Annotated in this window: 25 protein-coding genes, 1 tRNA gene, 1 other RNA gene and 1 riboswitch; of the genes, 10 read left to right on the forward strand and 17 right to left on the reverse strand. The window is 34.6% G+C overall.

Annotation, left to right across the window (positions count from 1 at the left end; genetic code table 11):
- Positions 1–128: 128 nt before the first annotated feature.
- The 9 genes from A9G43_RS07965 to A9G43_RS08000 all read right to left on the reverse strand — a co-directional run bounded on the left by A9G43_RS07965 (position 129) and on the right by A9G43_RS08000 (position 7500).
- Positions 129–1052 (reverse strand): LysR family transcriptional regulator, encoded by a 924-nt coding sequence (locus A9G43_RS07965; RefSeq protein ID WP_065608201.1) that lies wholly within the window; start codon positions 1050–1052, stop codon positions 129–131.
- A 228-nt stretch (positions 1053–1280) separates the two neighbouring features.
- Positions 1281–2033, reverse strand: coding sequence for a TSUP family transporter (locus A9G43_RS07970; RefSeq protein ID WP_065608093.1), 753 nt, complete (start codon positions 2031–2033; stop codon positions 1281–1283).
- Positions 2030–3103, reverse strand: a complete 1074-nt coding sequence (gene aroC / locus A9G43_RS07975; protein WP_065608095.1) for a chorismate synthase — start codon at positions 3101–3103, stop codon at positions 2030–2032. Before aroC ends, A9G43_RS07970 begins: the two co-directional genes overlap by 4 nt.
- A gap of 30 nt (positions 3104–3133) precedes the next feature.
- The gene (prmB, locus tag A9G43_RS07980; protein ID WP_065608098.1) at positions 3134–4027 is read right to left on the reverse strand and encodes a 50S ribosomal protein L3 N(5)-glutamine methyltransferase; all 894 of its coding nucleotides are present in this window, start codon (positions 4025–4027) and stop codon (positions 3134–3136) included.
- Between the two features lie 146 nt (positions 4028–4173).
- Positions 4174–4261 (reverse strand) — tRNA-Ser (locus tag A9G43_RS07985).
- Positions 4262–4332: 71 nt separating this feature from the next.
- Positions 4333–4422, reverse strand: coding sequence for a cytochrome bd-I oxidase subunit CydH (gene cydH, locus A9G43_RS10900; RefSeq protein ID WP_141674049.1), 90 nt, complete (start codon positions 4420–4422; stop codon positions 4333–4335).
- A 14-nt stretch (positions 4423–4436) separates the two neighbouring features.
- The gene (gene prc, locus A9G43_RS07990) at positions 4437–6521 is read right to left on the reverse strand and encodes a carboxy terminal-processing peptidase (RefSeq protein WP_065608100.1); all 2085 of its coding nucleotides are present in this window, start codon (positions 6519–6521) and stop codon (positions 4437–4439) included.
- Between the two features lie 9 nt (positions 6522–6530).
- On the reverse strand, positions 6531–7079 hold the full coding sequence (gene proQ, locus A9G43_RS07995) for an RNA chaperone ProQ (protein WP_065608102.1): 549 nt from the start codon (positions 7077–7079) through the stop codon (positions 6531–6533).
- A 64-nt stretch (positions 7080–7143) separates the two neighbouring features.
- Positions 7144–7500: a DNA-binding protein gene (locus A9G43_RS08000; protein ID WP_065608104.1), complete on the reverse strand. Its 357-nt coding sequence runs from the start codon at positions 7498–7500 to the stop codon at positions 7144–7146.
- A 188-nt stretch (positions 7501–7688) separates the two neighbouring features.
- Between A9G43_RS08000 and A9G43_RS08005 the strand changes: the two genes are divergently transcribed.
- The 3 genes from A9G43_RS08005 (at position 7689) to rnpB (ending at position 9083) form a co-directional block, all read left to right on the forward strand.
- On the forward strand, positions 7689–7952 hold the full coding sequence (locus tag A9G43_RS08005; RefSeq protein WP_065608112.1) for a helix-turn-helix domain-containing protein: 264 nt from the start codon (positions 7689–7691) through the stop codon (positions 7950–7952).
- Positions 7953–8175: 223 nt separating this feature from the next.
- Positions 8176–8538 (forward strand): outer membrane protein assembly factor BamE domain-containing protein, encoded by a 363-nt coding sequence (bamE, locus tag A9G43_RS08010; RefSeq protein ID WP_065608117.1) that lies wholly within the window; start codon positions 8176–8178, stop codon positions 8536–8538.
- A gap of 162 nt (positions 8539–8700) precedes the next feature.
- Positions 8701–9083: RNase P RNA component class A (gene rnpB / locus A9G43_RS08015), an RNA gene on the forward strand.
- 1 nt (position 9084) lies between these two features.
- Here rnpB and A9G43_RS08020 read toward each other — a convergent pair.
- From A9G43_RS08020 to A9G43_RS08045, 6 genes are all read right to left on the reverse strand, one after another.
- Positions 9085–9780: a DedA family protein gene (locus A9G43_RS08020; protein WP_065608119.1), complete on the reverse strand. Its 696-nt coding sequence runs from the start codon at positions 9778–9780 to the stop codon at positions 9085–9087.
- 28 nt (positions 9781–9808) lie between these two features.
- Positions 9809–11266 carry a metalloprotease TldD gene (gene tldD / locus A9G43_RS08025; protein WP_065608121.1) on the reverse strand — a complete coding sequence of 486 codons (1458 nt, stop codon included), beginning with the start codon at positions 11264–11266 and terminating at the stop codon, positions 9809–9811.
- Positions 11267–11404: 138 nt separating this feature from the next.
- Positions 11405–12880, reverse strand: a complete 1476-nt coding sequence (gene rng / locus A9G43_RS08030) for a ribonuclease G (RefSeq protein ID WP_065608123.1) — start codon at positions 12878–12880, stop codon at positions 11405–11407.
- Positions 12881–12891: 11 nt separating this feature from the next.
- Entirely contained in the window at positions 12892–13377 is a 486-nt protein-coding gene (gene mreD / locus A9G43_RS08035) for a rod shape-determining protein MreD (protein WP_065608125.1), read from the reverse strand.
- Entirely contained in the window at positions 13364–14206 is an 843-nt protein-coding gene (gene mreC, locus A9G43_RS08040) for a rod shape-determining protein MreC (protein ID WP_065608127.1), read from the reverse strand. Before mreC ends, mreD begins: the two co-directional genes overlap by 14 nt.
- 141 nt (positions 14207–14347) lie before the next feature.
- Positions 14348–15394, reverse strand: coding sequence for a rod shape-determining protein (locus tag A9G43_RS08045; RefSeq protein ID WP_065608129.1), 1047 nt, complete (start codon positions 15392–15394; stop codon positions 14348–14350).
- Between the two features lie 369 nt (positions 15395–15763).
- Here A9G43_RS08045 and accB point away from each other — a divergent pair, with 369 nt between their 5' ends.
- The 3 genes from accB (at position 15764) to A9G43_RS08060 (ending at position 18312) form a co-directional block, all read left to right on the forward strand.
- Entirely contained in the window at positions 15764–16219 is a 456-nt protein-coding gene (accB, locus tag A9G43_RS08050) for an acetyl-CoA carboxylase biotin carboxyl carrier protein (protein WP_065608131.1), read from the forward strand.
- A 39-nt stretch (positions 16220–16258) separates the two neighbouring features.
- The gene (gene accC, locus A9G43_RS08055) at positions 16259–17605 is read left to right on the forward strand and encodes an acetyl-CoA carboxylase biotin carboxylase subunit (protein ID WP_065608133.1); all 1347 of its coding nucleotides are present in this window, start codon (positions 16259–16261) and stop codon (positions 17603–17605) included.
- Positions 17606–17673: 68 nt separating this feature from the next.
- Positions 17674–18312: a bifunctional 4-hydroxy-2-oxoglutarate aldolase/2-dehydro-3-deoxy-phosphogluconate aldolase gene (locus A9G43_RS08060; protein ID WP_065608135.1), complete on the forward strand. Its 639-nt coding sequence runs from the start codon at positions 17674–17676 to the stop codon at positions 18310–18312.
- 57 nt (positions 18313–18369) lie between these two features.
- On the opposite strand, the gene A9G43_RS08065 is transcribed toward A9G43_RS08060, so the two are convergent.
- Entirely contained in the window at positions 18370–19140 is a 771-nt protein-coding gene (locus tag A9G43_RS08065; RefSeq protein ID WP_065608137.1) for an ABC transporter permease, read from the reverse strand.
- The gene (locus tag A9G43_RS08070) at positions 19133–20077 is read right to left on the reverse strand and encodes an ABC transporter ATP-binding protein (protein ID WP_065608139.1); all 945 of its coding nucleotides are present in this window, start codon (positions 20075–20077) and stop codon (positions 19133–19135) included. Before A9G43_RS08070 ends, A9G43_RS08065 begins: the two co-directional genes overlap by 8 nt.
- Positions 20078–20297: 220 nt before the next feature.
- Here A9G43_RS08070 and mog point away from each other — a divergent pair, with 220 nt between their 5' ends.
- From mog to A9G43_RS08090, 4 genes are all read left to right on the forward strand, one after another.
- The gene (gene mog, locus A9G43_RS08075) at positions 20298–20876 is read left to right on the forward strand and encodes a molybdopterin adenylyltransferase (RefSeq protein WP_065608141.1); all 579 of its coding nucleotides are present in this window, start codon (positions 20298–20300) and stop codon (positions 20874–20876) included.
- A 163-nt stretch (positions 20877–21039) separates the two neighbouring features.
- Complete coding sequence (argR, locus tag A9G43_RS08080) at positions 21040–21498, forward strand: transcriptional regulator ArgR (protein ID WP_065608143.1); 459 nt, start codon at positions 21040–21042, stop codon at positions 21496–21498.
- Positions 21499–21607: 109 nt separating this feature from the next.
- A riboswitch (Lysine riboswitch) is annotated at positions 21608–21781 on the forward strand.
- A 75-nt stretch (positions 21782–21856) separates the two neighbouring features.
- Entirely contained in the window at positions 21857–23221 is a 1365-nt protein-coding gene (lysC, locus tag A9G43_RS08085; protein WP_065608144.1) for a lysine-sensitive aspartokinase 3, read from the forward strand.
- A gap of 306 nt (positions 23222–23527) precedes the next feature.
- The gene (locus tag A9G43_RS08090; RefSeq protein ID WP_065608145.1) at positions 23528–23773 is read left to right on the forward strand and encodes a GlsB/YeaQ/YmgE family stress response membrane protein; all 246 of its coding nucleotides are present in this window, start codon (positions 23528–23530) and stop codon (positions 23771–23773) included.
- The last annotated feature ends 16 nt before the right edge of the window (positions 23774–23789 follow it).

A 23789-nucleotide genomic window follows, 5' to 3' on the forward strand; every position in this document is an offset into this window, starting at 1 on the left:
ATAAAAAATGGAATGACCGATCTCTAATTCAGACATTCCTCTGTGTCCATATAGTGAATATATGAGCGATGCAATTATACTGAAATCTATAAAAATAGCAATTTGATTTATTTAGTTAACAGCAGTATTTACTTAAGTTCAAAACCATACTCTTCTTGAATTAGTTTTTTTAGCGCCTCAATATAATTTTGAGCCGATAAGCTTAGTTGAGCCTTTTGTGATGTGATCCAGCCTATTAGGATTTTTTCTTCTACATCTAACGGTATTGATAGAATATCAGATCCGTTTAAGTCAGCACTTAAAACCCCTGTACTAATGGTATAACCATTAAGCCCGTGCAATAGGTTAAATAAGGTTGCTCTATCACTAACGTGTATACTCTTTTTATGATAAACCGTACTTAAAATTTCTTCAGAAAAATAAAATGAGTTATACTCGCCCTGCTCAAATGAGAGATAAGGATAATCCTCTAAATCATCTAAAGATAATAACTTCATGGATGCTAATGGATGATGAGTACTAATAAATACATGAGGATTAGCTTCAAAAAGTGGGTTAAAGGTTAATCTATGTTCTTTCAGTAACCGTAAAATCACTTTTTGATTAAAATCATTCAAATACAAGATACCAACTTCACTACGTAAATTAGCTACATCGGTGATAATATCATATGTTTTTGTTTCCCTAAGCGTAAACTCATACTCATCTGTTTGATTATTTTTAATTAAATTAACAAAAGCATTAACCGCAAAAGCGTAATGCTGAGTGGATATACTACATAACTGCTTAGAGGGTTCTTTTTTTGAGTAGTGCTGTTCCAATAGCTCAGCTTGATCTAGAACTTGTTTGGCATAACCTAAAAACTCAACGCCATCAGGTGAAAGTGAAACTCCTTTAGAACTGCGCACAAAAATCTCAATACCAAATTCAGCTTCTAGATCTTTCACCGCTGTTGATAAGCTTGGCTGAGTAATATATAAATTCTTAGCTGCTTCATTTATTGAGCCAGAACGTGCTATTTCTAAAATATAGCGTAATTGTTGAAGTTTCATAATATTGGGACGAGTTAACACAAACTATCTTATATGACACAAATATATACTAAATAATATTTAAGTGAAGTAAATATTTGTTGCTATTTTATACTCAAACATATAGTTACCGGAAAGTTTTTGACAAAAAATTTAATACAATGAATTATGAAAGGTAAAATGTGAAGCAATAAAATTACTTTAGATATTTTAGATAAAGAAAAATGTAAACTACTAACTTATAAGTAATTAAAAAAAGTTTTCGTAAATTAATTTTATACTCATAAGGGTCGAAACTGTAATTAACATTGGTCGAATTAATTTACGACCTTTGGCGATGACCATTTTAGCACCAAGCCTTGCTCCTATAAATTGACCAACTAACATAACCAATCCAATTGACCATATTACTTCGCCCCCTATAATAAAAAACAACAAGCTGGCCAAATTTGAGGTAAAGTTTAGTACTTTGGTATGTGCAGTCGCTTTAGTTAAATTAAAACCAGCTAACGTGATATAAGCTAACGCATAAAATGAACCAGCTCCAGGGCCAAAAAAGCCATCATAAAAACCAATACCAAAGGCAGGAATTAATGCGAATTGAATAAGTGAAAGGCGACTGTTACGGTCGTTTTCTCCAATAGTTGGAGAAAGTAAAAAATAGAACCCAACGCTAATAGTTAAAATTGGTAATAATAATTTTAAAAAATCAGCTTGGATACGCATCACAGATAATGTTCCAATTGCTGAACCAACAAAAGCAAAAACGATTGCCCATTTTTGTTGTTTTAAATCTACCATATGCTGCCGGATAAAATATAGGCTAGCAGAAAACGAACCACCGCAACTTTGCAATTTATTGGTTGCCAATGCACTAGCTGGTGGCAGTCCAACAGCAAGTAATGCAGGGACAGTTAATAAACCACCCCCGCCAGCAATAGAATCAATAAAACCAGCCAAAGCAGCAATCAGAAAAAGTAAAATAAGCAGATCATAACTCATAATTTATTTACATCACCACATTGAGCTCGATAACGAAGGTAGTGATCCATCAGCACAATAGCAACCATTGCTTCAGCAATTGGTACAGCTCGAATGCCAACACATGGATCATGTCGACCATGTGTAGATACTTCAACGCTTTCACCCAAAATATTAACTGATTTACCTGGAATTTCTATACTAGGCGTGGGTTTAAGAGCTATACTAGCTGATATGGTTTGTCCTGAACTAATACCACCTAAAATCCCACCGGCATGATTAGATAAAAAGCCTTTAGGTGTTATTTCATCACGATTTTCGCTACCACGTTTATTCACAACAGCAAAACCATCGCCAATTTCTACACCTTTCACGGCATTAATACTCATTAGTGCATGCGCAAGATCAGCATCTAGTTTATCAAATACAGGTTCGCCAAGTCCTACTGGAATATTTTCAGCAACAATGCAAACTTTCGCACCTATTGAGTCACCCTCTTTTTTTAATGACCGAAGCAGCTGTTCAAGTGCATCTAATTTACTCTCATCTGCGCAAAAAAATGGATTGAGTTCAACTTGTTGCCAATCTTTCAATTCACATTTTACATCACCCATCTGAGCCAAATAACCACGAATAGTAATGCCAAGCTTTTCTTGTAGATATTTTTTTGCAATAGCGCCGGCAGCAACTCTCATAGCCGTTTCACGAGCAGAGGAGCGACCGCCACCGCGATAATCTCGTATGCCATATTTATTTTGATAACTGTAATCTGCATGGCTTGGTCTGAAGATATCTTTAATTTTACTATAATCTTGAGAACGTTGATCGTTATTTTCAATAAGTAAACCAATACTCGTCCCAGTTGTAACACCTTTAAATACGCCTGACAAAATTTTGACTTGATCTGCTTCTCGGCGTTGAGTTGTATAACGAGATGAGCCAGGTCTACGACGATCAAGATCATTTTGCATGTCTGATTCTGTTAACGCAAGTCCAGGAGGAACACCATCGACAACACACCCTAATGCTACACCGTGCGATTCACCAAATGTGGTTACTTTGAATAATTTTCCGATTGAGTTTCCAGCCATAATAAATTTATTCCAATGATTAAAAATAGCTTATTTAAAACAGTAATGATATTGAATCAGTTCTTCACGTGTGATAGAGAATACACCCAACCCACCACGTTCAAATTCTATCCAATTAAAAGGGACATCGGGATATTGTTGTTGTAAGCTAACCCAACTATTACCAACTTCACAAACTAATACACCTGCTGGTGTTAAATAATTTACCGCATCTCGTAAAATTTTTTTTACCAGATCTAAACCATCAAAGCCCGCTTCTAATGCTAATTTAGGTTCATATAAAAACTCATCTGGCAAATCACTCATATCTTCACTATCAACATAAGGCGGATTAGTGACAATCAGATCGTATTGTTTTTCAGGCACATCATCAAATAGATCTGACAAAATAGGAGTAACTTGAAAATTCATTTCGTGCATCTCAATATTTGTTTGGGCGATATCTAATGCTTCTAATGAAATATCAGTTATATCAACTTGAGCATCAGCAAACTCATAAGCGCAAGCAATCCCTATACAGCCACTACCAGTACATAGATCTAAAATATTTTTAGGTTCAGTTAATATTATTTGCTCAAAATGTTTATCAATTAGTTCACCAATAGGAGAACGAGGAATTAATACACGCTCATCCACATAAAAAGCATGTCCACAAAACCAAGCTTGGTTAGTTAAATAAGGGGTTGGTACACGATCTTTTATTCGCTTTTGAATAATATCAATAATTTGACTTTTTTCATCATTAGTTAGATTTGTGGAATAAAATTCTTCAGGAATAAACAACGATAATCCTAACGTTGCTAAAATTAATTGTTTAGACTCATCAATAGGATTATCTGTACCATGACCTAAAAAGACATCTGATAGACTAAGTTGTGATGCTGTCCAGCGTATAAAGTCTTGAACTGTGCGTAAGTTTTCCATAAAAACTCCAAATGATTTAGGAGAGGAAGGTATTGTTTGTCATTTTAAATAACAACTATAAATTACGAACTATTTAAAATAATCTAGATAGCTAGTTTTATAGCGTTATGAACTAATGGTTCCATATTTTAATGACTAAATATTTATGGCGGTGAGGAAGGGATTCGAACCCTTGATACGTTACCGTATACACACTTTCCAGGCGTGCTCCTTCAACCACTCGGACACCTCACCTCATTATTAGAACCTACTTTTCAAAAGCAGGTTGCATACTATAATAGTCACTAAATAATTAATCAAGCTTTTTAATTCGTACAAACAATAAAACCAAATGTTGCTAAAATAACTAACACAGCAACAGTTGTGATCAAAGAATATTTTAAATTTAAATCCATTACATTATCTCCAATTATTTATTAGTTTTCTCGATTGGTAAATCAAACGAAATAACATTGTTAATAGAACTATTGTCCTCAATTTTGGAATACTTAGATGCAAAATCAAGAAGTATCTCAATGGATTCATCTAAGTAAGGATCAGGTTGTTTATAATCTTTAGGTAAATCATCTAGTTTAGTAATTGATGGTAAACCTACTTTATTTAAACGCTCGTTTGTTCTTTTTAAATCACGCTCCTCATTATTTTTTTGTTCTACTTCTCGTTTTTTCTTATTAAGCGAAACAATATATTGACGATCTTTTTTATCATTAAGTTTTTTGATATCTTCATCAAGATAAATAAATTCAGGATTATGTGAAATTCTGGTCAAATGTTGCGATTCTAAATCAGGCAACCATGGCTTAATATTGGCAATGGTCAAATAATTAGCTGACGGTATTTTATCCCAAGGTAGTGCATTATCTAAAAATTGCTCTCCGGTTTTATCAACATACTTAGTTTTATTCATTTCAATATCTGGCTCAACCCCTTTTAATTGAGTGCTATCACCATTGATACGATAAAATTTTTGAATAGTATATTGAGCTCCCCCAAGTTCAGGCCAATTTGGATGTAGTCTTGCGTCAATTGGATAAGAGATATTACGAGAAGTTTGTACTGTTCCCTTACCATAAGTCGTTTCACCAACTATTAATGCTCGCCCATAATCTTGCATAGCGGCAGAAAATATTTCTGATGCTGATGCACTATAACGATTAATCATAACAACAAGTGGCCCAGTGTATTCGATACCTTTATTCTTATCATTGTAAGTGATGACTTTTTGTAAATTATCACGTACCTGAACAACTGGTCCAGTATCAATAAATAAGCCAGTTAAATTGATAACTTCGGCTAACGAACCACCGCCATTATCACGTAAATCAATAACCAAACCTTGCAAATTTTCTTTATTTGCTTCTGATAAGAGTACTTCAACTTTTTCTGTTAATCCCACATAGAAACTTGGTATTTCTATAACTCCAACTTTACCTCGCGGATTATCAATAATCTTTAATTTTGCTTCCCTATCTTCAAAATGAATTTTATCACGAGTAAGTTCAACTACTTTTGCCTTACTATTATTACCAGCAGGTAAAATTTCTAGTTTTACAATAGTGCCTTTAGGCCCACGAATTTTATCGACAATATCATCCAATCGCCAACCAATGACATCTTCAATCGCTGAATTACTTTGACCCACTCCAATAATTTTATCCCCGATAGTAAGTAACTTGCTTTTTTCAGCTGGTCCGCCTGTTACAAAAGACATAATCACAGTATAGTCATCTTGCTGGCTTAATGTTGCACCAATGCCTTCAAATGATAAACTCATTTCGGAATCAAAATCTCGTTTTTTACGTGGTGCTAAATAGCTAGTATGGGGATCGATTTCTCTTGCAAATGCATTCATAAATACTTGAAAAGCATCTTCATTATTTGATTGCATTATTGTTTTTAAAACGCGATTGTAACGTTTACTTAAAACTTCACGGATCTCTTTTTCTTCTTTTCCTGATAAAGATAAGCTCAACTCATCATATTTAACACGCTTATCCCAATAAGCATTAAGTTCGCTTTCTGAAGTCGGCCAAGCAATTTTCTCACGATTAAAATCAATTTCATCATTGGTAGAAAAATCCATAGGGCGTTTTAAAACTTCAAGAGCATATTGATAACGGTTATAACGTTTTTTCAAAAAATGATTGTAAATATCATAAGCCGTATTTAAATTGCCATCAATTAACTCTTGACCTAAAGATTCTTGCCTATTTCCAAAGCTATCAACATCACTTTGAATAAATATAGCTTTATTACTATCTAATAATTTGAAATAGCGATCAAAAATCTGAGCAGAAAAAGCACTATCCAAAACAAAATTACGATAATGTGATTGAGTAAAAAAATTCGTTACACGTTTGGCAACAACTTGGTGGATATCATCTTGCTTTAGAACTGGTATTTGTTCACTAGCTTGCGGTTTCGCATGAACATTTTGACTAAAAATACCCAAAATAAGGCTAAATGTAATAATACCATTGAGTAATTTATTCATTTAAATTCTCTACTTATTGATAATATGTTCAGGTTTGACTGTTAACTCCATGCCAGCACCAACCTTTACCTTAATATGCTCTTTTTCGATATTAATGACTTGTACTTTTATAGGTTTATTTCCTACTACAACTTTAACAAAATCACCAATTTTTAAAATTTTAGATTTTTTAGGAAGCATACGAGTAGCTTTACGTTTTTCTTTTTCGCGTTCTTTAAAACGCTCTTTAGCTTTTTCTTTGCTCTCTTTCAACTGTTGTTGCGCATGATCCATCTGTTCTTGGTTGATGACTTCAGTAGGATTACCATCTAAATCTACACGATTGACTCCTTTTTTTATACTGTATAAGTAACGCCAACTCATTGTATACGAACGAAGTGCAGCACGGAGTTTTGTTTTACTAAGTTCGTCATTACCTTCCAAACGAGAAATAATATCTTGAAAAATTCCAATCTTTAATGGTTTTGCCTCGCCTTCAAGGGTAAAACAATTTGGGAACTGTTGAGCTAAATAAGCAATAATCTCTTTACTATTTGTTAATTGAAACTGTCTTTCCATCGGTTTATTCCATAGTAACTAAATTTTACAGGCGTTAAAGTATATCTCAGCTTATATAATAACACTAATTATCTTTTTTTTGTTGATTAATAAAAGTAATAAAATCTTTGATACCATTTCGCATTAACCACGAAGTAACAACAGATTTTTCTTCTTCGGATAACTGTTCAAATGCAGTCATCCATAGTTGCAAAGGCTCGACCGGAGAAACAACATAAGTAGCACTTTCTTCTTCAATATATAATGCCTTTTTGACATTATGGGGTAAACTACCTATATGATATTCTAAAGCTTTACCTCGAACACCTACTCTTTTTCGAGCAGTCCAATTTTCAGCCCTTGCTTTGCGATTAACCCCTTGTATCGTTGATGGCATCCCTACAATATTTGATAGCTCCTTTGACGAGAACCACTCTTTCATTTTTACTATCCCACTTCAACACAATAAGAAAAAATTACAGAAATTAAAGAAACTTTGATATAATAAATAAGAAATAAAAATTATTAATAATTTATTAATAACTAAAGTTCAATTATAAACTTACACGTTTTAGTAAAATAAGAGCATAACATAGATATACAAGGTTATAAACTAAGAGGAAATAAAAAATGAAAATAAAGTCTAATGATTGGCATCCTGCAGACATTATTGCTGCCCTAAAAAAGAAAGGAACAACACTTGCAGATCTATCACGCAAATCAGGTTTAAGCTCATCAACGCTTAGCAATGCATTAGTTAGACCATGGACAAAAGGAGAGGTTATTATTGCAAAAGAGCTTAATTTAGAACCTCATGAAATTTGGCCGAGTCGTTATATTAATTCAAGTACAAATCAACCAATAAAACGTGTGCTACGACAGAACAAGAAATAATTTTTGGTTAATATATAATTTACAAAAAGAAATAATGAAGAAAATATAGAAAATTAAAGAAATAAAATAGGCACTTTTTTTCTTTTTAGTATTAAAGACTCTATCCTAATTGAATATTGCTTTATTTTGCCAATAATAAAATACGAGCTAATCTTGAACGTTGCCCTACATGTGTTATTATTGGCAAATATTAATAAAGGCTACTTACATTAGGCAATAATACATGAAAAATCTAAAAAAGTTTGTTTTTGCATGCTTATCTATCATAATGTTATCAAGTTGTTCACAAAAAAATTTCGTAGAGCAGGGAACGCCATTAAATAAGCAAAAAGTAAATAATATAGTCGAAGGTTCAACAACTGAATCACAGATTATTAATCTTTTTGGCGAGCCAACAAGTAGTAAAACAATTAATTCAAATGAAATGCAATGGACATATAATTATATAAAAAAAAGTTCAACTAGTCATATACTAATTGGTGAAACACAATACAATCTTATTGAACGAAAGCTTGATGTTATTATCTCAAAGGGTGTAGTAACTTGGTTTAATTATGACGAAATCCAAAAACAGAAAAAATGGTAATAAATTCTGTTTTATAGCTCATCACTAATAAGATGTGCTATAAATTTGATATTTCAATTCCATTCAGTTACATTACCTTACAAATGTTTAAACTTCACTCATCTATCTTCTATAGATAAGACAGCTCTGGACAAAATTGCGCTTTAGGTTATACTCATCAACGAAATTAACCAGACAATCGCTGCTTTGTTGTTTTTATAAAGAAACAAACAAAGGGGAGGAAAGTCCGGGCTCCATAGGGCAGAGTGCCAGGTAACGCCTGGGGGATTTTGGCGAGAGCGAAAATTCACGACTAGTGCAACAGAGAGTAAACCGCCGATGGCTTATTTTATAAGATCAGGTAAGGGTGAAAGGGTGTGGTAAGAGCACACCGCGCAACTGGTAACAGTTGTGGCACGGTAAACTCCACTCGGAGCAAGGTCAAATAGGGATTCATTGGCGTGGCCCGCGTTGAATCCGGGTAGACTGCTTGAGCTAATGCGTGAGTATTAGTCTAGAGGAATGATTGTCCACGACAGAACCCGGCTTATCGGTTAATTTCACTTTCTACTTCTTGTTATTATTTAATCCAATTTTAGATTGTTTTTTATTGCTTAAAGAGCGCTTAACAGCAAGAAAAATTGAAAAAAGTAACCCTAGCACTAACAATAAAACCGGTATTAGCATTAGCAGAGACATAATTTGCTTTTCATATTCCTTGAAAATTGGTGATAACCCAAATAGGTAACCTAATGTCACAATCAAGAAAATCCATAATGTAGCACTGATTATATTATAAATATGGAATTTTTGACTATGTAGCCCTGATAATCCCGCCATCATTGGCAATAATGTCCGTACGAAAGCAATAAATCGCCCAATAAATAGCGCTTGTAAGCCATACTTATGGAACAATACTTCCGATTTATGATGATATTTTTCAGGTATATGCTCCATCCAACCTTGAACGAGCTTAGTATTACCAAGCCATAGTCCTTGAGCATATCCTAACCAAGTACCTAAAGCTGCACCAGCAATTAAAATAAAATTAATTAAACCAAAATGAAATACATTTTGGCTAATTAATACACCTGTTAGGAATAATAGACTGTCTCCAGGTAAAAAAGCCGCCGGTAAAACGCCATTTTCTAAAAGAATAATAACAAACAACATTCCATATAGTGTCCATAGCACATTAGGATTTGAAAGCGTTACTATATCCATGTTAACAAACGCATGATAAAGTGTAATTATTGTTTCCATCTATTTTTTAAATCCCATTAATGTATTATTAGTGGTTAATGGTACCACCAACAGTTAAATTATCTACTTTTAAAGTGGGTTGCCCAACCCCAACAGGTACGCTCTGCCCTGCTTTACCACAAACACCTACACCAGAATCTAATGCTAGATCATTACCTACCATAGATATTTGCTGCATAGTTTCTATACCTGAACCAATTAACGTTGCACCTTTAACCGGAGTTGTTATTTTTCCCTTTTCAATTAAGTAAGCTTCTGAAGTTGAAAACACAAACTTACCAGAGGTGATATCTACTTGTCCACCAGCAAAATTAGGTGCATAAAGACCATAATCGACGCTACTAATGATATCATCAAAAGAAGAATTTCCTGCCAACATATAGGTATTGGTCATTCTTGGCATAGGTAAGTAAGCATATCCTTCACGACGACCATTACCAGTTGAACATGTATTCATCAATTTTGCGTTAAGCTTATCAAACATATAGCCTTTTAAAATACCATTTTCAATAAGCACTGTTTTTTGACTTGGAGTACCTTCGTCATCAATAGATAGTGAGCCACGGCGATTTTCAATCGTACCATCATCAACAATAGTACAAACTTCTGAAGTAACTTGTTCACCAATTTTTCCAGAAAAAACTGAACTGTTTTTACGATTAAAATCGCCTTCTAAGCCATGGCCTACAGCCTCATGTAACAAAACGCCAGGCCAACCAGCACCTAAAACAACAGGCATTGTTCCTGCTGGTGCAGCTTTAGCTGAAAGAGAAACAAGTGCTTGACGCACGGCTTCTCGGGCATAGCTGTCAGCATAACTTTCTAATGTTTTTGGGTTGATTGTTAAAAAATATTCATACCCAAATCGACCACCGCCCCCACTACTTCCTCGCTCACGTCTACCCTCTTTTTCAACCAAAATTGAAACGGATAAACGCACCAAAGGACGAATGTCAGCTTTTAATATACCATCAGTTGCTGCTATTAAAATATCTTCATAACTTCCAGTCAAACTGGCTGAAACTTCAATAACTCTAGGATCGATTGAGCGTGCTAAGTGGTCAATTTGTTGCAACAATTCAATTTTCTGTTCTTTAGAAAAAGAATTGATCGGATTAATTGACGAGTATATAGATGCTGCTTGAGCAGATTTAAATGGCGTCACTTTGATAGGTGTTTGTATTTTAGTAATTGAATTGGCTGCTAATATACTTTGTTCTAACCTCGCTAATGAAAGCTGATCAGTATAAGCAAACCCTGTTTTTTCACCAACAATGGCCCTAACGCCAACACCCTGGTCACGGTGAAATGAGGCATTTTTTATAATACCATCTTCAAGTAACCAGTTTTCATAATAACCAGATAGAAAATACAAGTCACCAAAATCAATTTTCCTTGAGCTCAGCATATCAAGTAAATGCGAAAGATCTTGTTGGCTTAGATTGTTTGGATTGAGTAGTCGTTCACTCACTTGAGTTACTATCATAAATTCCTTAAATTCTAATTGTTAATAGAAGTTTTTTGATAATCAATTATAACTAGTTGATCATAACAATTATTTAACTTTCATTATTTTTATACTGAAACGTATAGTTACCGGAAACTTTTTTACAAGACATTGCTTCTACATTAATACAACATCATATTGTTCTTGAATATAAAGTGGTTCAACTTTTACTTCAACGCGTTTACCCACAAACACCTCAACTTCAGCTAAAGCATGAGATTCATCATTAGTTAAAGCATTAGCTACAGCAGTCGATGCATAAACTAAAAAGTATTCAGAGTGATGAGCTTTATAAACACGAACAATATCACGTAAAATTTCGTTGCAAACTGTTTCTACCGATTTAACCATGCCACGACCTTTACATGCTGGACATTCTTCACACAGTATATGCCCTATACTTTCACGTGTTCGCTTGCGGGTCATTTCGACCAATCCTAAACTCGAAAATAAATTAACAGTTGTTCTAGCCCTATCTTTAGATAAAGAATCATGCAACGATTGTAACACCCGTTCACGGTGCAGATCTTCTTGCATGTCGATAAAATCGATAATAATAATCCCTCCTAAATTACGCAAACGTAATTGACGGGCAATCGCTATTGTTGCTTCAATATTAGTATTAAAAATCGTCTCTTCTAAATCTCGATGCCCTACAAATGCACCAGTATTGATATCAATAGTAGTCATGGCTTCGGTTTGATCAATAATTAAATATCCGCCAGACTTCAATTTGACTTTACGCTCTAATGCTCTTTGAATCTCATTTTCGGTATCATAAAGATCGAAAATAGGAATATTACCACGATAATGAGATAGTTTATTGGTCACTTCGGGCATAAATTCATGTGTGAATTCAATTAACAAATCATAAGTTAATTTTGAATCCACCAAAATTCGGTCAATAGGATCACCAACAAAATCTCGCAATACACGTTGTGATAATGCCAATTCCCCATAAACAAGATTTTTACTTGCTGGACGAGCCATACGTTCTTGAATTTTAGTCCAAAGTCGCTTTAAAAAATTAGCATCTTGCTCTAACTCATGCGCACTTGCACCTTCTGCAGCTGTTCTAACAATAAAACCAGCCTCTGTTGTCACATATTGCCCAACAATATTTTTTAATCTTTCACGTTCTTGTTCACTTTCTATGCGTTGTGAAGTGGCTACATGCGCAGAATTTGATCCAGGCATTAATACCAAATAACGTGATGGCAAAGTAATATCGGTTGTAAGCCTTGCCCCTTTAGTTCCCAATGGATCTTTAACCACTTGTACCATTAAATCCTGCCCTTGGCGGACAAGTTCAGAGATATCTTTTACTTGAAATTGTTCTTGCTCTGTATCTGATACGCACTCAGTATGAGGCATAATATCAGATGCATGCAAAAAGGCAGCTTTATCAAGACCAATGTCTACAAAAGCGGCTTGCATACCAGGCAAAATACGAATTATTTTACCTTTATAAATATTCCCAACAATACCCCGCTTAGACTCGCGATCGACATGGATTTCTTGCAATACACCATTTTCAATATAAGCAACCCGAGTTTCAGATGGTGTTACATTCATTAATAATTCAACAGACATAAGATTCCCTTTTAATTGATAGCAAAGCTTTGCTTTATTAGTCGCAAAAATGGATAGATGACAATCCATAATAGACCATCAATACAGCTTGATATCAAAATCAATGGTGATATAGTTATAGTATGATAAATACTGACTTGAAGTAAAAATACCAGTAAATTATAGCATACTGATACCCCAAAGATGATAAATGACTGTTGCCATAACGCTAAATTGAGTATCAATTGAAATTTAAAAACAAGCAAGTAAGCAATAAAGGAATAAATCAAAGCATGTGTCCCCAAAATCGAACCAGTACACAGGTCCATTATTGCCCCAAATACAAAAGCAGTACCAATCCCAACCCGATGAGGAAGAGCAATCAACCAATAAGCAAAAATGAGAATTAGTATATGTGGTTTAAATATATTATATGATTCAGACCACGGAATGATTTGTAAACATAAGCCAATTAATAACGTCATCCAAATAATTATTATTCGATTACGAGCCCTCATGTTTTACTCCTTGATTTCCCCACAACAATAATAAATAACGTAAGCGTTTCAAATCAGCTGTAGGTGTAGCTGTAATAACAGGAGTAGCATCTGTAATATCAAGTTTTACTGAACTAACTACGGCTACCGGATATCCTTCAGGAAAACGCCCATCAAGTCCCGAGGTAACTAAAACATCACCGACTTTTATATCAACGTTATTAGGCATAAATTCCAATGTTAAATCATTACTACATCCATTACCTACAGCAACCATGCCAATATCGTTTCTTAGCACTTGTACTGGTATTGCATGTTGATAATCACATACTAAAATTGCACGACTGGTTGATTTAGCTACTTCATAAATTTGACCCACAATTCCCTTTTCATCCACGACAGGTTGCCCAACATAAACACCATCTTGTGTACCTTTATTTACAACAAATTGGTAAACATAAGGATCAGTGTCTGTAAGTAATACTTGAGCAGCCATTTTATGTTCATCATGTCTTAAAGGTGAGCCCAATAATTCGCGAAGTCTAGCATTTTCATGTTTTAAATGCTCAAGTAATAATAGATCGTTTTTTTGTTGTAATAAGTCCGCATGTAAATTTGCATTTTCATTTATTAATGTTTCTCTTGTTTTGGACATCTCATAAAGAGAATCAAACGACGACTTTGGTGCATTTGAAACAAAATATAGTGGCGAAATGATGGTATCTAAATAATAACGAATTTCTTTAAATGGTCGATAATTGACATCAAGTACAATTAGAGCCAAGGCTAATGCCAGAGAAGTAAATAATTGTACACTAAGAGGCGAACGTTTAGAAAAAAGTAATTTCATTGTCCTTTACTTACCTTTTTATGCTCAAATTCTAATTATTCTAATATACGACTCCGCCGACACATTGTCGGCGGAGGAAAATATGAGATACATGCTTACTTTGCTTTATCAACATGAAATTAAATAACAATAAATTATTAATTACTCTTCACTAAATAGATCACCGCCATGCATATCGACCATATCTAACGCTTTACCACCACCCCTAGCAACGCATGTTAGTGGATCTTCAGCCACCACAACATGAATGCCAGTTTCAGCTGATAATAACTTATCAATATTACGTAATAAAGCACCACCACCAGTTAATACCATACCATGTTCTGAAATATCAGAAGCGAGCTCAGGAGGACACTGTTCTAATGCAACTTTAACCGCACTAACAATACCACTTAATGGTTCTTGGAGTGCTTCTAAAATTTCATTAGAGTTTAAAGTAAAGCTACGCGGCACACCTTCAGCAAGATTGCGCCCACGAACTTCGATTTCAAGGACTTCATCACCTGGATAAGCGCTACCAATAAAATGTTTGATTTTTTCAGCAGTAGCCTCGCCAATTAAAGCACCATAGTTGCGGCGAACATAGTTTATTATTGCTTCATCAAATCGATCGCCACCAATACGAGCAGATGCGGAATAAACAACGCCATTTAGTGAAATGACAGCAACTTCGGTAGTTCCACCACCAATATCAACAACCATTGAACCAGTAGGCGCAGATACAGGTAAATCAGCACCAATAGCTGCCGCCATTGGCTCTTCAATTAAATATACTTCACGAGCACCTGCGCCTAGTGCTGACTCTCGAATAGCTCGACGTTCAACTTGTGTAGCACCTACAGGAACACAAACAAGCACTCGTGGGCTCGGTCTTAAAAAGCTATGACTATGAACTTGACGAATAAAGTGTTGCAACATCTTTTCAGTAACAGAAAAATCGGCAATGACACCATCTTTCATTGGTCTAATAGCTGCTATATTACCAGGTGTTCGCCCTAACATTTGTTTCGCAGCATGCCCAACAGCAGCAACACTTTTTGGGGTACCGGTGCGGTGATCTTGGCGAATCGCTACAACTGAAGGTTCGTTCAATACAATTCCTTGCCCTTTTACATAAATAAGTGTGTTTGCTGTACCTAAATCGATCGATAAATCATTTGAAAACAAGCCACGAACTTTTTTTAACATAATAAAAACTCTTCCTAGAATTAATCTTGTTTAAGTATAATTTAGTATTTAAAACCACCATGGAATCAAAAAATAAATAATATTCTATTTATTTAGGATAAATAGAATATTATTTAATCCTTTCAAACCATAGTAAACCTTAATAGTAGTTGACAGTTAATATTGTATCGCATTTATAAAATAATACCTAGAAAATAGTATAACAAGTGTTTGTAAAGGAGATATATAATGACAAAAACCATTTTACAGTGTATTCTTCCGCGTTAATATTGAGTTACAACTTTATTACCGACTAAAGAATACCTTTAGCCGATAATAAGGATGCATTTAAATAATTGTTACTTATATCAAATAAACACGGTGTAATTCATGGATATACGCAAAATTAAAAAATTAATTGAATTAGTTGAAGAGTCAGGTATTTCAGAGCTTGAAATTTCTGAAGGTGAGGAATCAGTTCGTATTAGTCGTGCTGCTCCTACTACAAACTATTCGGCGCCAGTACAAAATATTCAAATTCCTCAACCAACTCCTGTTGTTGTTGCTCCAACCGTTCAAACAGAAGTTGTAACTGATAATGTGGTAACTGATGGTACAACAATTAAATCCCCAATGGTTGGAACTTTTTATCGTACACCGAGCCCAGAATCAAAAGCTTTTGTTGAAATTGGCCAAACAGTAAATGTTGGCGATGTGCTTTGCATCGTTGAAGCGATGAAAATGATGAACCAAATTGAATCAGAAAAAGCTGGTACAATAAAAGCCATATTGGTTGAAAATGGTCAACCAGTTGAATTTGATCAGCCACTATTCATTATTGAATAATCTGAATTTATTATTGACAATACGATTAAGAGATTGAATATGCTTGATAAAATTCTTATTGCGAATCGTGGAGAAATAGCTCTACGTATCTTACGAGCATGTAAAGAACTTGGAATAAAAACTGTCGCCGTTCATTCTACGGCAGATAAAGACTTAAAACATGTATTACTTGCAGACGAAACCGTCTGTATTGGTCCAGCAGCATCAGTAAAAAGTTACCTTAACGTTCCTGCATTAATTTCAGCTGCGGAAGTAACCGGAGCAGCTGCAATTCATCCTGGTTATGGTTTCTTATCTGAAAATGCAGATTTTGCTGAACAAGTTGAGCGATCTGGTTTTATTTTTGTTGGCCCTAAACCGGATACTATTCGCCTTATGGGGGATAAAGTATCAGCAATTCACGCCATGAAAAAAGCAGGTGTTCCTTGTGTACCTGGTTCAGATGGTCCTCTAAGTAGCGATATTGAAATTAATAAACAAATTGCCAAGCAAATTGGCTATCCTGTTATCATTAAAGCTTCTGGCGGCGGTGGCGGTCGTGGTATGCGTATTGTTCGTGAAGAAAAAGATCTTGAACAATCAATTAAAATGACTAAGTTAGAAGCCAAAACTGCTTTCAACAATGATATGGTTTACATGGAAAAATTCCTTGAAAATCCGCGTCATATTGAAATCCAAGTACTTTCTGATGGTCAAGGAAATGCAGTTTATTTAGGTGAACGAGACTGCTCAATGCAAAGACGGCATCAGAAAGTTGTTGAAGAAGCTCCTGCTGTTGGTATTACACCTAAAATGCGTAAATTCATCGGTGAGCGTTGCGTTAATGCATGTATCGAGATTGGCTACCGAGGAGCTGGCACATTCGAATTTTTATTTGAAAATGGCGAATTTTATTTCATTGAAATGAATACCCGTATTCAAGTAGAACATCCTGTTACTGAAATGATAACCGGAGTTGATCTAATTAGGGAACAAATTTTAATTGCAGCCGGCAAACCACTTTCAATTAAACAGAGTGATATTGAAATTAAAGGTCATGCGATTGAATGTAGAATTAATGCTGAAGATCCCAAATCTTTTATGCCATCACCAGGAAAAATCACTCGCTTCCATGCACCAGGTGGCTTCGGCATTCGTTGGGAATCGCATATTTATGCTGGTTATAGTGTCCCACCTTACTATGACTCAATGATTGGTAAATTAATTGCTTATGGTGAAACACGTGAAGTCGCTATAGCACGTATGAAAAATGCGTTAGCCGAACTGGTTATTGATGGGATCAAAACCAATATTGATCTTCATATTGATATTATGAACGATAAGGGTTTCCAAAAAGGCGGCACAAATATTCATTATTTAGAAAAGAAATTAGGTATTTATGAATAACAAAATAATCCCTATTTATTAGGGATTATTTCTTTATTTAAGTACCAATAAGGTATAGGTAGAAACAAATGAAAAAATGGAAACGAAGTGCTGAAGAAATTTTAACCACTGGACCTGTGGTTCCAGTTATCGTTATTGAACGAATTGAGGATGCTGTACCACTAGCTAAAGCTCTGATTGCTGGCGGGGTGAAGGTACTGGAAGTAACGTTAAGAACAGCTTGTGCGATTGAAGCAATTAAGAAAATCATCAAAGAAGTTCCTGAAGCAATTGTAGGAGCAGGAACAGTAACTAGTGTTGAACAACTAAAACAGGTTACTGAAGCTGGTGTAGAGTTTGTTATTACACCAGGAATTACCGATGCTATTTTAGAAGCGGCAGTTGCAGGCCCTATCCCTGTTATTCCTGGTATTGCAACTATTTCTGAATTATTAAAAGCCCAAGAATATGGTTTAACGGCATTAAAATTCTTCCCAGCTGAAATCAATGGCGGAGTTGCAGCATTAAAGGCATTTTCTGGACCTTGCGGATACATGAAGTTTTGCCCTACAGGCGGTGTGAATCCTAAAAACTACCGTGATTATTTGGCACTTAATAATGTACTATGTGTTGGTGGAACTTGGTTTATTCCAACGGATGCCATAGCAAAAGGTGATTTTTCTAAAATCACTGAAATGGCTAAGGAAGCTGTTGCTGGTGCACAGTAGCTAATATTATTCCGCCGATACAATAATCGGCGGTTAATTACTATTTCCTAACTTTAATTAACTTCTCAATCCTAGCCCTCTATCAATCAGTCGCCATGCAATTACATAAAGTACAGTCACAAATAAAATTAGCATTGAAAAAGTGATCCATAACGGCACGTCTGACACGCCCAAAAATCCATAACGAAAACCGTTAATCATATAAACGATGGGATTAATTTTCGATACCGATTGCCAAAAAGTTGGTAACATAGTAATTGAGTAAAAAACACCACCAAGATAAGTTAATGGTGTTAACACAAATGTTGGAATAATACTTATATCATCAAACGTTTTGGCAAATACTGCATTAAGTAGACCTGCTAATGAAAATAAAATCGAGGTCAATAGCAATGTAAAAATAACAAACAACCAAGAATGTACATCAAAGCGAACAAAAAATAGCGATACGATAGTAACCAAAATACCCGTTAAAATACCGCGCATCACACCTCCACCGACATATCCTAGAATAAGAATATTCGTTGGTACTGGTGCCACCAATATTTCTTCAATATTACGTTGAAATTTAGCACTAAAAAATGATGAACAAACATTGGTATAGGAATTAGTAATTACTGACATCATTATTAATCCTGGAACAATAAATTCCATATAGCTAAAACCGCCCATGTCGCCAACACGAGAACCAATTAAATTACCAAAGATAATAAAATAAAGCGACATGGTAATAACAGGTGGAATTAAGGTTTGAATCCAAATTCTTAAAAATCGGGTTACTTCTTTACGCCAAATACTTTTTAAGGCAATCCAATATAAATTATTCATTAATGCCACCTTTTTGTTTAGTATCACTATGCAACAGCTCAACAAATAACTCTTCTAATCGATTCGCTTTATTTCGTACGCTGATAACTTTAATATTTTGTTTATTTAATTGTTCAAATAATTGATTTAATCCATTTTGTTTATCTACTTTCACTTCCAACATCCCAGGCTCAACATCGGAATAATTATAGCCATTTAACTCAATCTGCTTAGGCGTCGCCACATAATCAATAACAATTGTTTCAGATTGGTTTTTCGCCAATAGCTCACGCATTGATGAGTTTGCTATCAATTTCCCACTCTGAATAATACCAATATTTCTACAGAGCATTTCTGCCTCTTCTAAATAATGTGTGGTTAAAATAATTGTGATACCTTGACGATTGATTTCACGTAAAAAATCCCACATAGAACGGCGTAATTCAATATCAACGCCTGCAGTCGGCTCATCAAGAATTAATAATTTAGGTTCATGCACGAGAGCTCTGGCTATCATTAATCGCCTTTTCATTCCACCTGATAGCAGGTTAGCTCGACTATGGCGTTTATCCCACAAATCTAAAACTCGCAAATATTTTTCGGCTCGCTCTAATGCGATTTTTCGGGGCAATCCATAATAACCACCTTGATTAGTGACTATTTGTAACACTTCTTCAAATTGGTTAAAATTGAATTCTTGCGGTACAATCCCTAATTGTCTTTTAGCATTTACAATATCGGTATCTAAGTCGTAACCAAAGATTTTTACTTGCCCACAAGTTTTAGTCACTAATGAACTAATAATACCTATAGTTGTTGATTTACCAGCACCATTTGGTCCTAGCAAAGCATAAAAATCGCCAGCTTGTACAATTAAATCGATACCTTTTAATGCTTCTACACCGTTTTTATAGATTTTTTTGAGTGAGATTAACTCAAGTGCAGGAATTGATGGCATGAATATATCCTAAGTGAATCAATTGTTATTTTAATAATATGCTATCATGTTTAATGAATCAACAATATAATCAATCATTGTAAAGAGCTTTTTAGTTTTATTTATATCAATATAAATAAATTATAATTTCTAAAATAAAACACATATTATTAATTAAATACTAATAACGTATCTTTAATTATCAATCTGCGTCTAAGTTATTGCTTAAGGAATAAGTATCATGTTTAAGATTGGATTAGTTTCAGTGTCAGATAGAGCATCAAGTGGCATTTATCAAGATGAAGGCATACCATCATTAATATCATGGTTGCAAACAGCACTGAAAACACCATTTACAACCGAAAACCATATTATTCCAGATGAACAAGTTGTTATTGAACAAACATTATGTGAACTTGTTGATAGTCTACATTGCCATTTAATTTTAACTACTGGTGGAACAGGTCCTGCGACTAGAGACGTAACCCCAGATGCAACATTAGCTATCGCTGATCGTGTAATGCCAGGTTATGGCGAACAGATGCGTCAGATCAGTTTACATTTTGTACCAACTGCTATTTTATCTAGGCAAGTTGGTGTTATTCGCAAAAAATGTCTAATCATCAACCTACCTGGTAGACCAAAATCAATTAAAGAAACACTTGAGGGTGTTAAAGATGATCAAGGTAATGTTATTGTGAGTGGCATATTTGCTAGTATCCCTTATTGTATACAACTACTAGAAGGACCTTATATTGAAACCTATGACCAAATAGTGAAATCTTATAGACCGAAGGATGCTATTAAATCAACACTTTAATTTTATGCATATTTAACGCATAATTATGTATATAATAATTGCTACTGATACATTAAAATTGGTCGTAGTTATTTTGATTTAATTATCAATTAGACTTTATTATGAGTCTTATAACGACATTTATTAGTAGTAAAGAGTAACAAATTAAAAGCCAAGGAACATTATGAAACAAGCTAATCTCACAAAAACATTTAAAGAGATGCTTCGTCAAGAGAAGTTTAGTTCACAAATAGAAATCGTACAAGCGTTACAAGAACAAGGATTTAATAACATTAATCAATCAAAAGTTTCACGTATGCTAACCAAATTTGGTGCGGTAAGAACCAGAAATGCAAAATCCGAAATGGTCTATTGTTTACCTGCAGAAATAAGCGTACCAACAACTAGTAGCCCATTAAAAAATTTAGTGATTGATATTGATTTCAATAGTTCAATGGTGGTGATACATACTAGCCCAGGCGCAGCTCAACTCATTGCTCGATTACTAGACTCAATTGGTAAATCGGAAGGTATTTTAGGTTCAATTGCTGGTGATGATACAATCTTTAGTACACCAACTAAAGAATGTACAGTAAAAAAATTATATCAAACCATTATTGAATTGTTTGAACGAGAGCTATAGATCTTTCCATTTTTTCTATATTACAACTAAATAATTTTTAACTTTTAACCTATTGACACAATTAATAAAATCGTTAATCCTATATAGTGCTGATTTCGTAACAGAAGTTGCAAAACGAAGAGGTGCATTACTCAGGTAAGTCATTTTAAGGACTGGAACCACTAATAAATGATCGAGGGGACGTAATGCCGAGGTTTGATTACCCATCCAGAAGTAATTAAATCGACTGCAAGGGCTGAATCCCTTGGGTTGTCACCTTAACAGGTGGAGCGCTTCATGGTTTGTACTTTTTTAATTGTAAATAGAACATGCCCGCTCTAACTCTGTTAAAAATAAAAATTTTTAATATGAGGAATCCATGGAAACATCATTTGTAATAGCTAAATTTGGTGGTACTAGTGTTGCCGATTATCCAGCAATGGTTAATAGTGCCAATATTGTAATAGCTAACCCTAACGTAAAGGTTGTTGTATTATCAGCCTCCGCTGGCGTAACAAATTTGTTAGTTGCATTAGCAGAAGGACGTGACGCTGAAGTAAGATCTCAACATATTGCGAAAATTCAATCTATCCAATACAACATTCTAGAACAATTACCTGAAAATCCCAAACTACGTGCTGAAATAGACCAAATCATTGCCAATATAGCCTCATTGTCAGAAGCGGCAAGCTTAGCAACTTCACCCGCATTAACCGATGAGCTTGTTAGTCACGGTGAAATTATGTCTTCAAAACTGTTTGTCGAAATACTAAAAGAAAAACAGAAAAAAGCCATGTGGTTTGACGTACGAAAAGTTATGCGCACCAATAATAACTTCGGTAAAGCAATACCTAAAATTGAAGATATTAAACAGCTTTGTTGTGCCCATTTAAAGTCACTAGACAATAGTTGTGTCATTGTAACACAAGGGTTTATTGGCAGTGAAAGTTCTGGAAAAACCACTACTTTAGGACGAGGCGGAAGTGACTATACAGCAGCTTTACTAGGTGAAGCATTGGGTGCAACTCAAATTGATATTTGGACTGATGTTGCTGGAATTTATACTAACGACCCTCGCATTACTCCAGCAGCTAAACGCATTGATGAAATATCTTTTGCGGAGGCGGCCGAAATGGCAACGTTTGGAGCAAAAGTACTACACCCAGCAACGCTAGTCCCAGCTGTACGTAGCAATATTCCTGTCTTTGTTGGTTCAAGTAAAGCACCGCAAGATGGGGGAACTATTGTTTATAGCACTAATAGTATCACATCTAAATTACCTGTCTTCAGAGCATTGGCGTTACGTCGTAAACAAACCTTACTAACACTAACCAGTTTAAATATGCTACATGCACAAGGCTTTCTTGCAAATGTGTTTACGATATTAGCCAAGTATAACATTTCGGTTGATTTAGTAACTACATCAGAAGTAAGTATTGCACTAACCATCGACACTACAGGTACAAACACCAACGGAAACAGTTTATTAACGAAAGAATTATTTGATGAATTATCAACCGTTTGTCATGTTGATATAGAAGAAGATTTAGCACTCATTGCTATTATTGGTAATAACCTAACCTCAACCAGAGGTATTGCAAAAGAAGTGTTTGGGGTATTAGACGAATTTATTATTAGGCTTTGCTGTTATGGGGCAAGTACACACAATCTTTGCTTATTAGCAAAAAGCAATGATGCCGAATCAATTATCAAAATTCTACATAAAACAATTTTCGAACAATAATATATTAAGGGAGATTAAACCTCCCTTTTAATTATGTTTAGTTATCTTCCTATATTCATCAAGTATATATTCTGAGTTAGAAACACCACAAAATACTTTACCTTTAATTAAAATTTAATAATAAATGCATCAATAATATTTATTTACTATTCGTATTTATTATCATTATCTATTAGTACATTTTGAAATCATTTATTGACTATTAATTAATCGATTAAAGCTATTGCATTGAACACTAACATCTGTTAGATTTTTTAATTTATTTGAGTAAACTATGCATAATTTCAATAAAAAAAGGAAATTATCATGGGTATTATAAGTTGGGTTATTCTAGGATTAATTGCCGGCTGGATTGCTAAGTTTTTTATGCCTCTAGGAAGTGTAGGGGTGATCAAAACTATTTTATTAGGCGTAGCAGGAGCCGTGGTGGGTGGGTATATTAGCACCTTCTTTGGCTGGGGTAGTGTAACTGGATTTAATTTCCCTAGTTTGTTAATTTCAGTACTTGGGTCGATTATACTCATTTATATCTATCGCCATTTAAAACAATAAGTTATTTTAATTTAAA

Origin of the sequence: Gilliamella sp. Occ3-1 (assembly GCF_001690655.1) — a bacterium.
Taxonomy (GTDB): Bacteria; Pseudomonadota; Gammaproteobacteria; order Enterobacterales; family Orbaceae; genus Gilliamella; species Gilliamella apicola_P.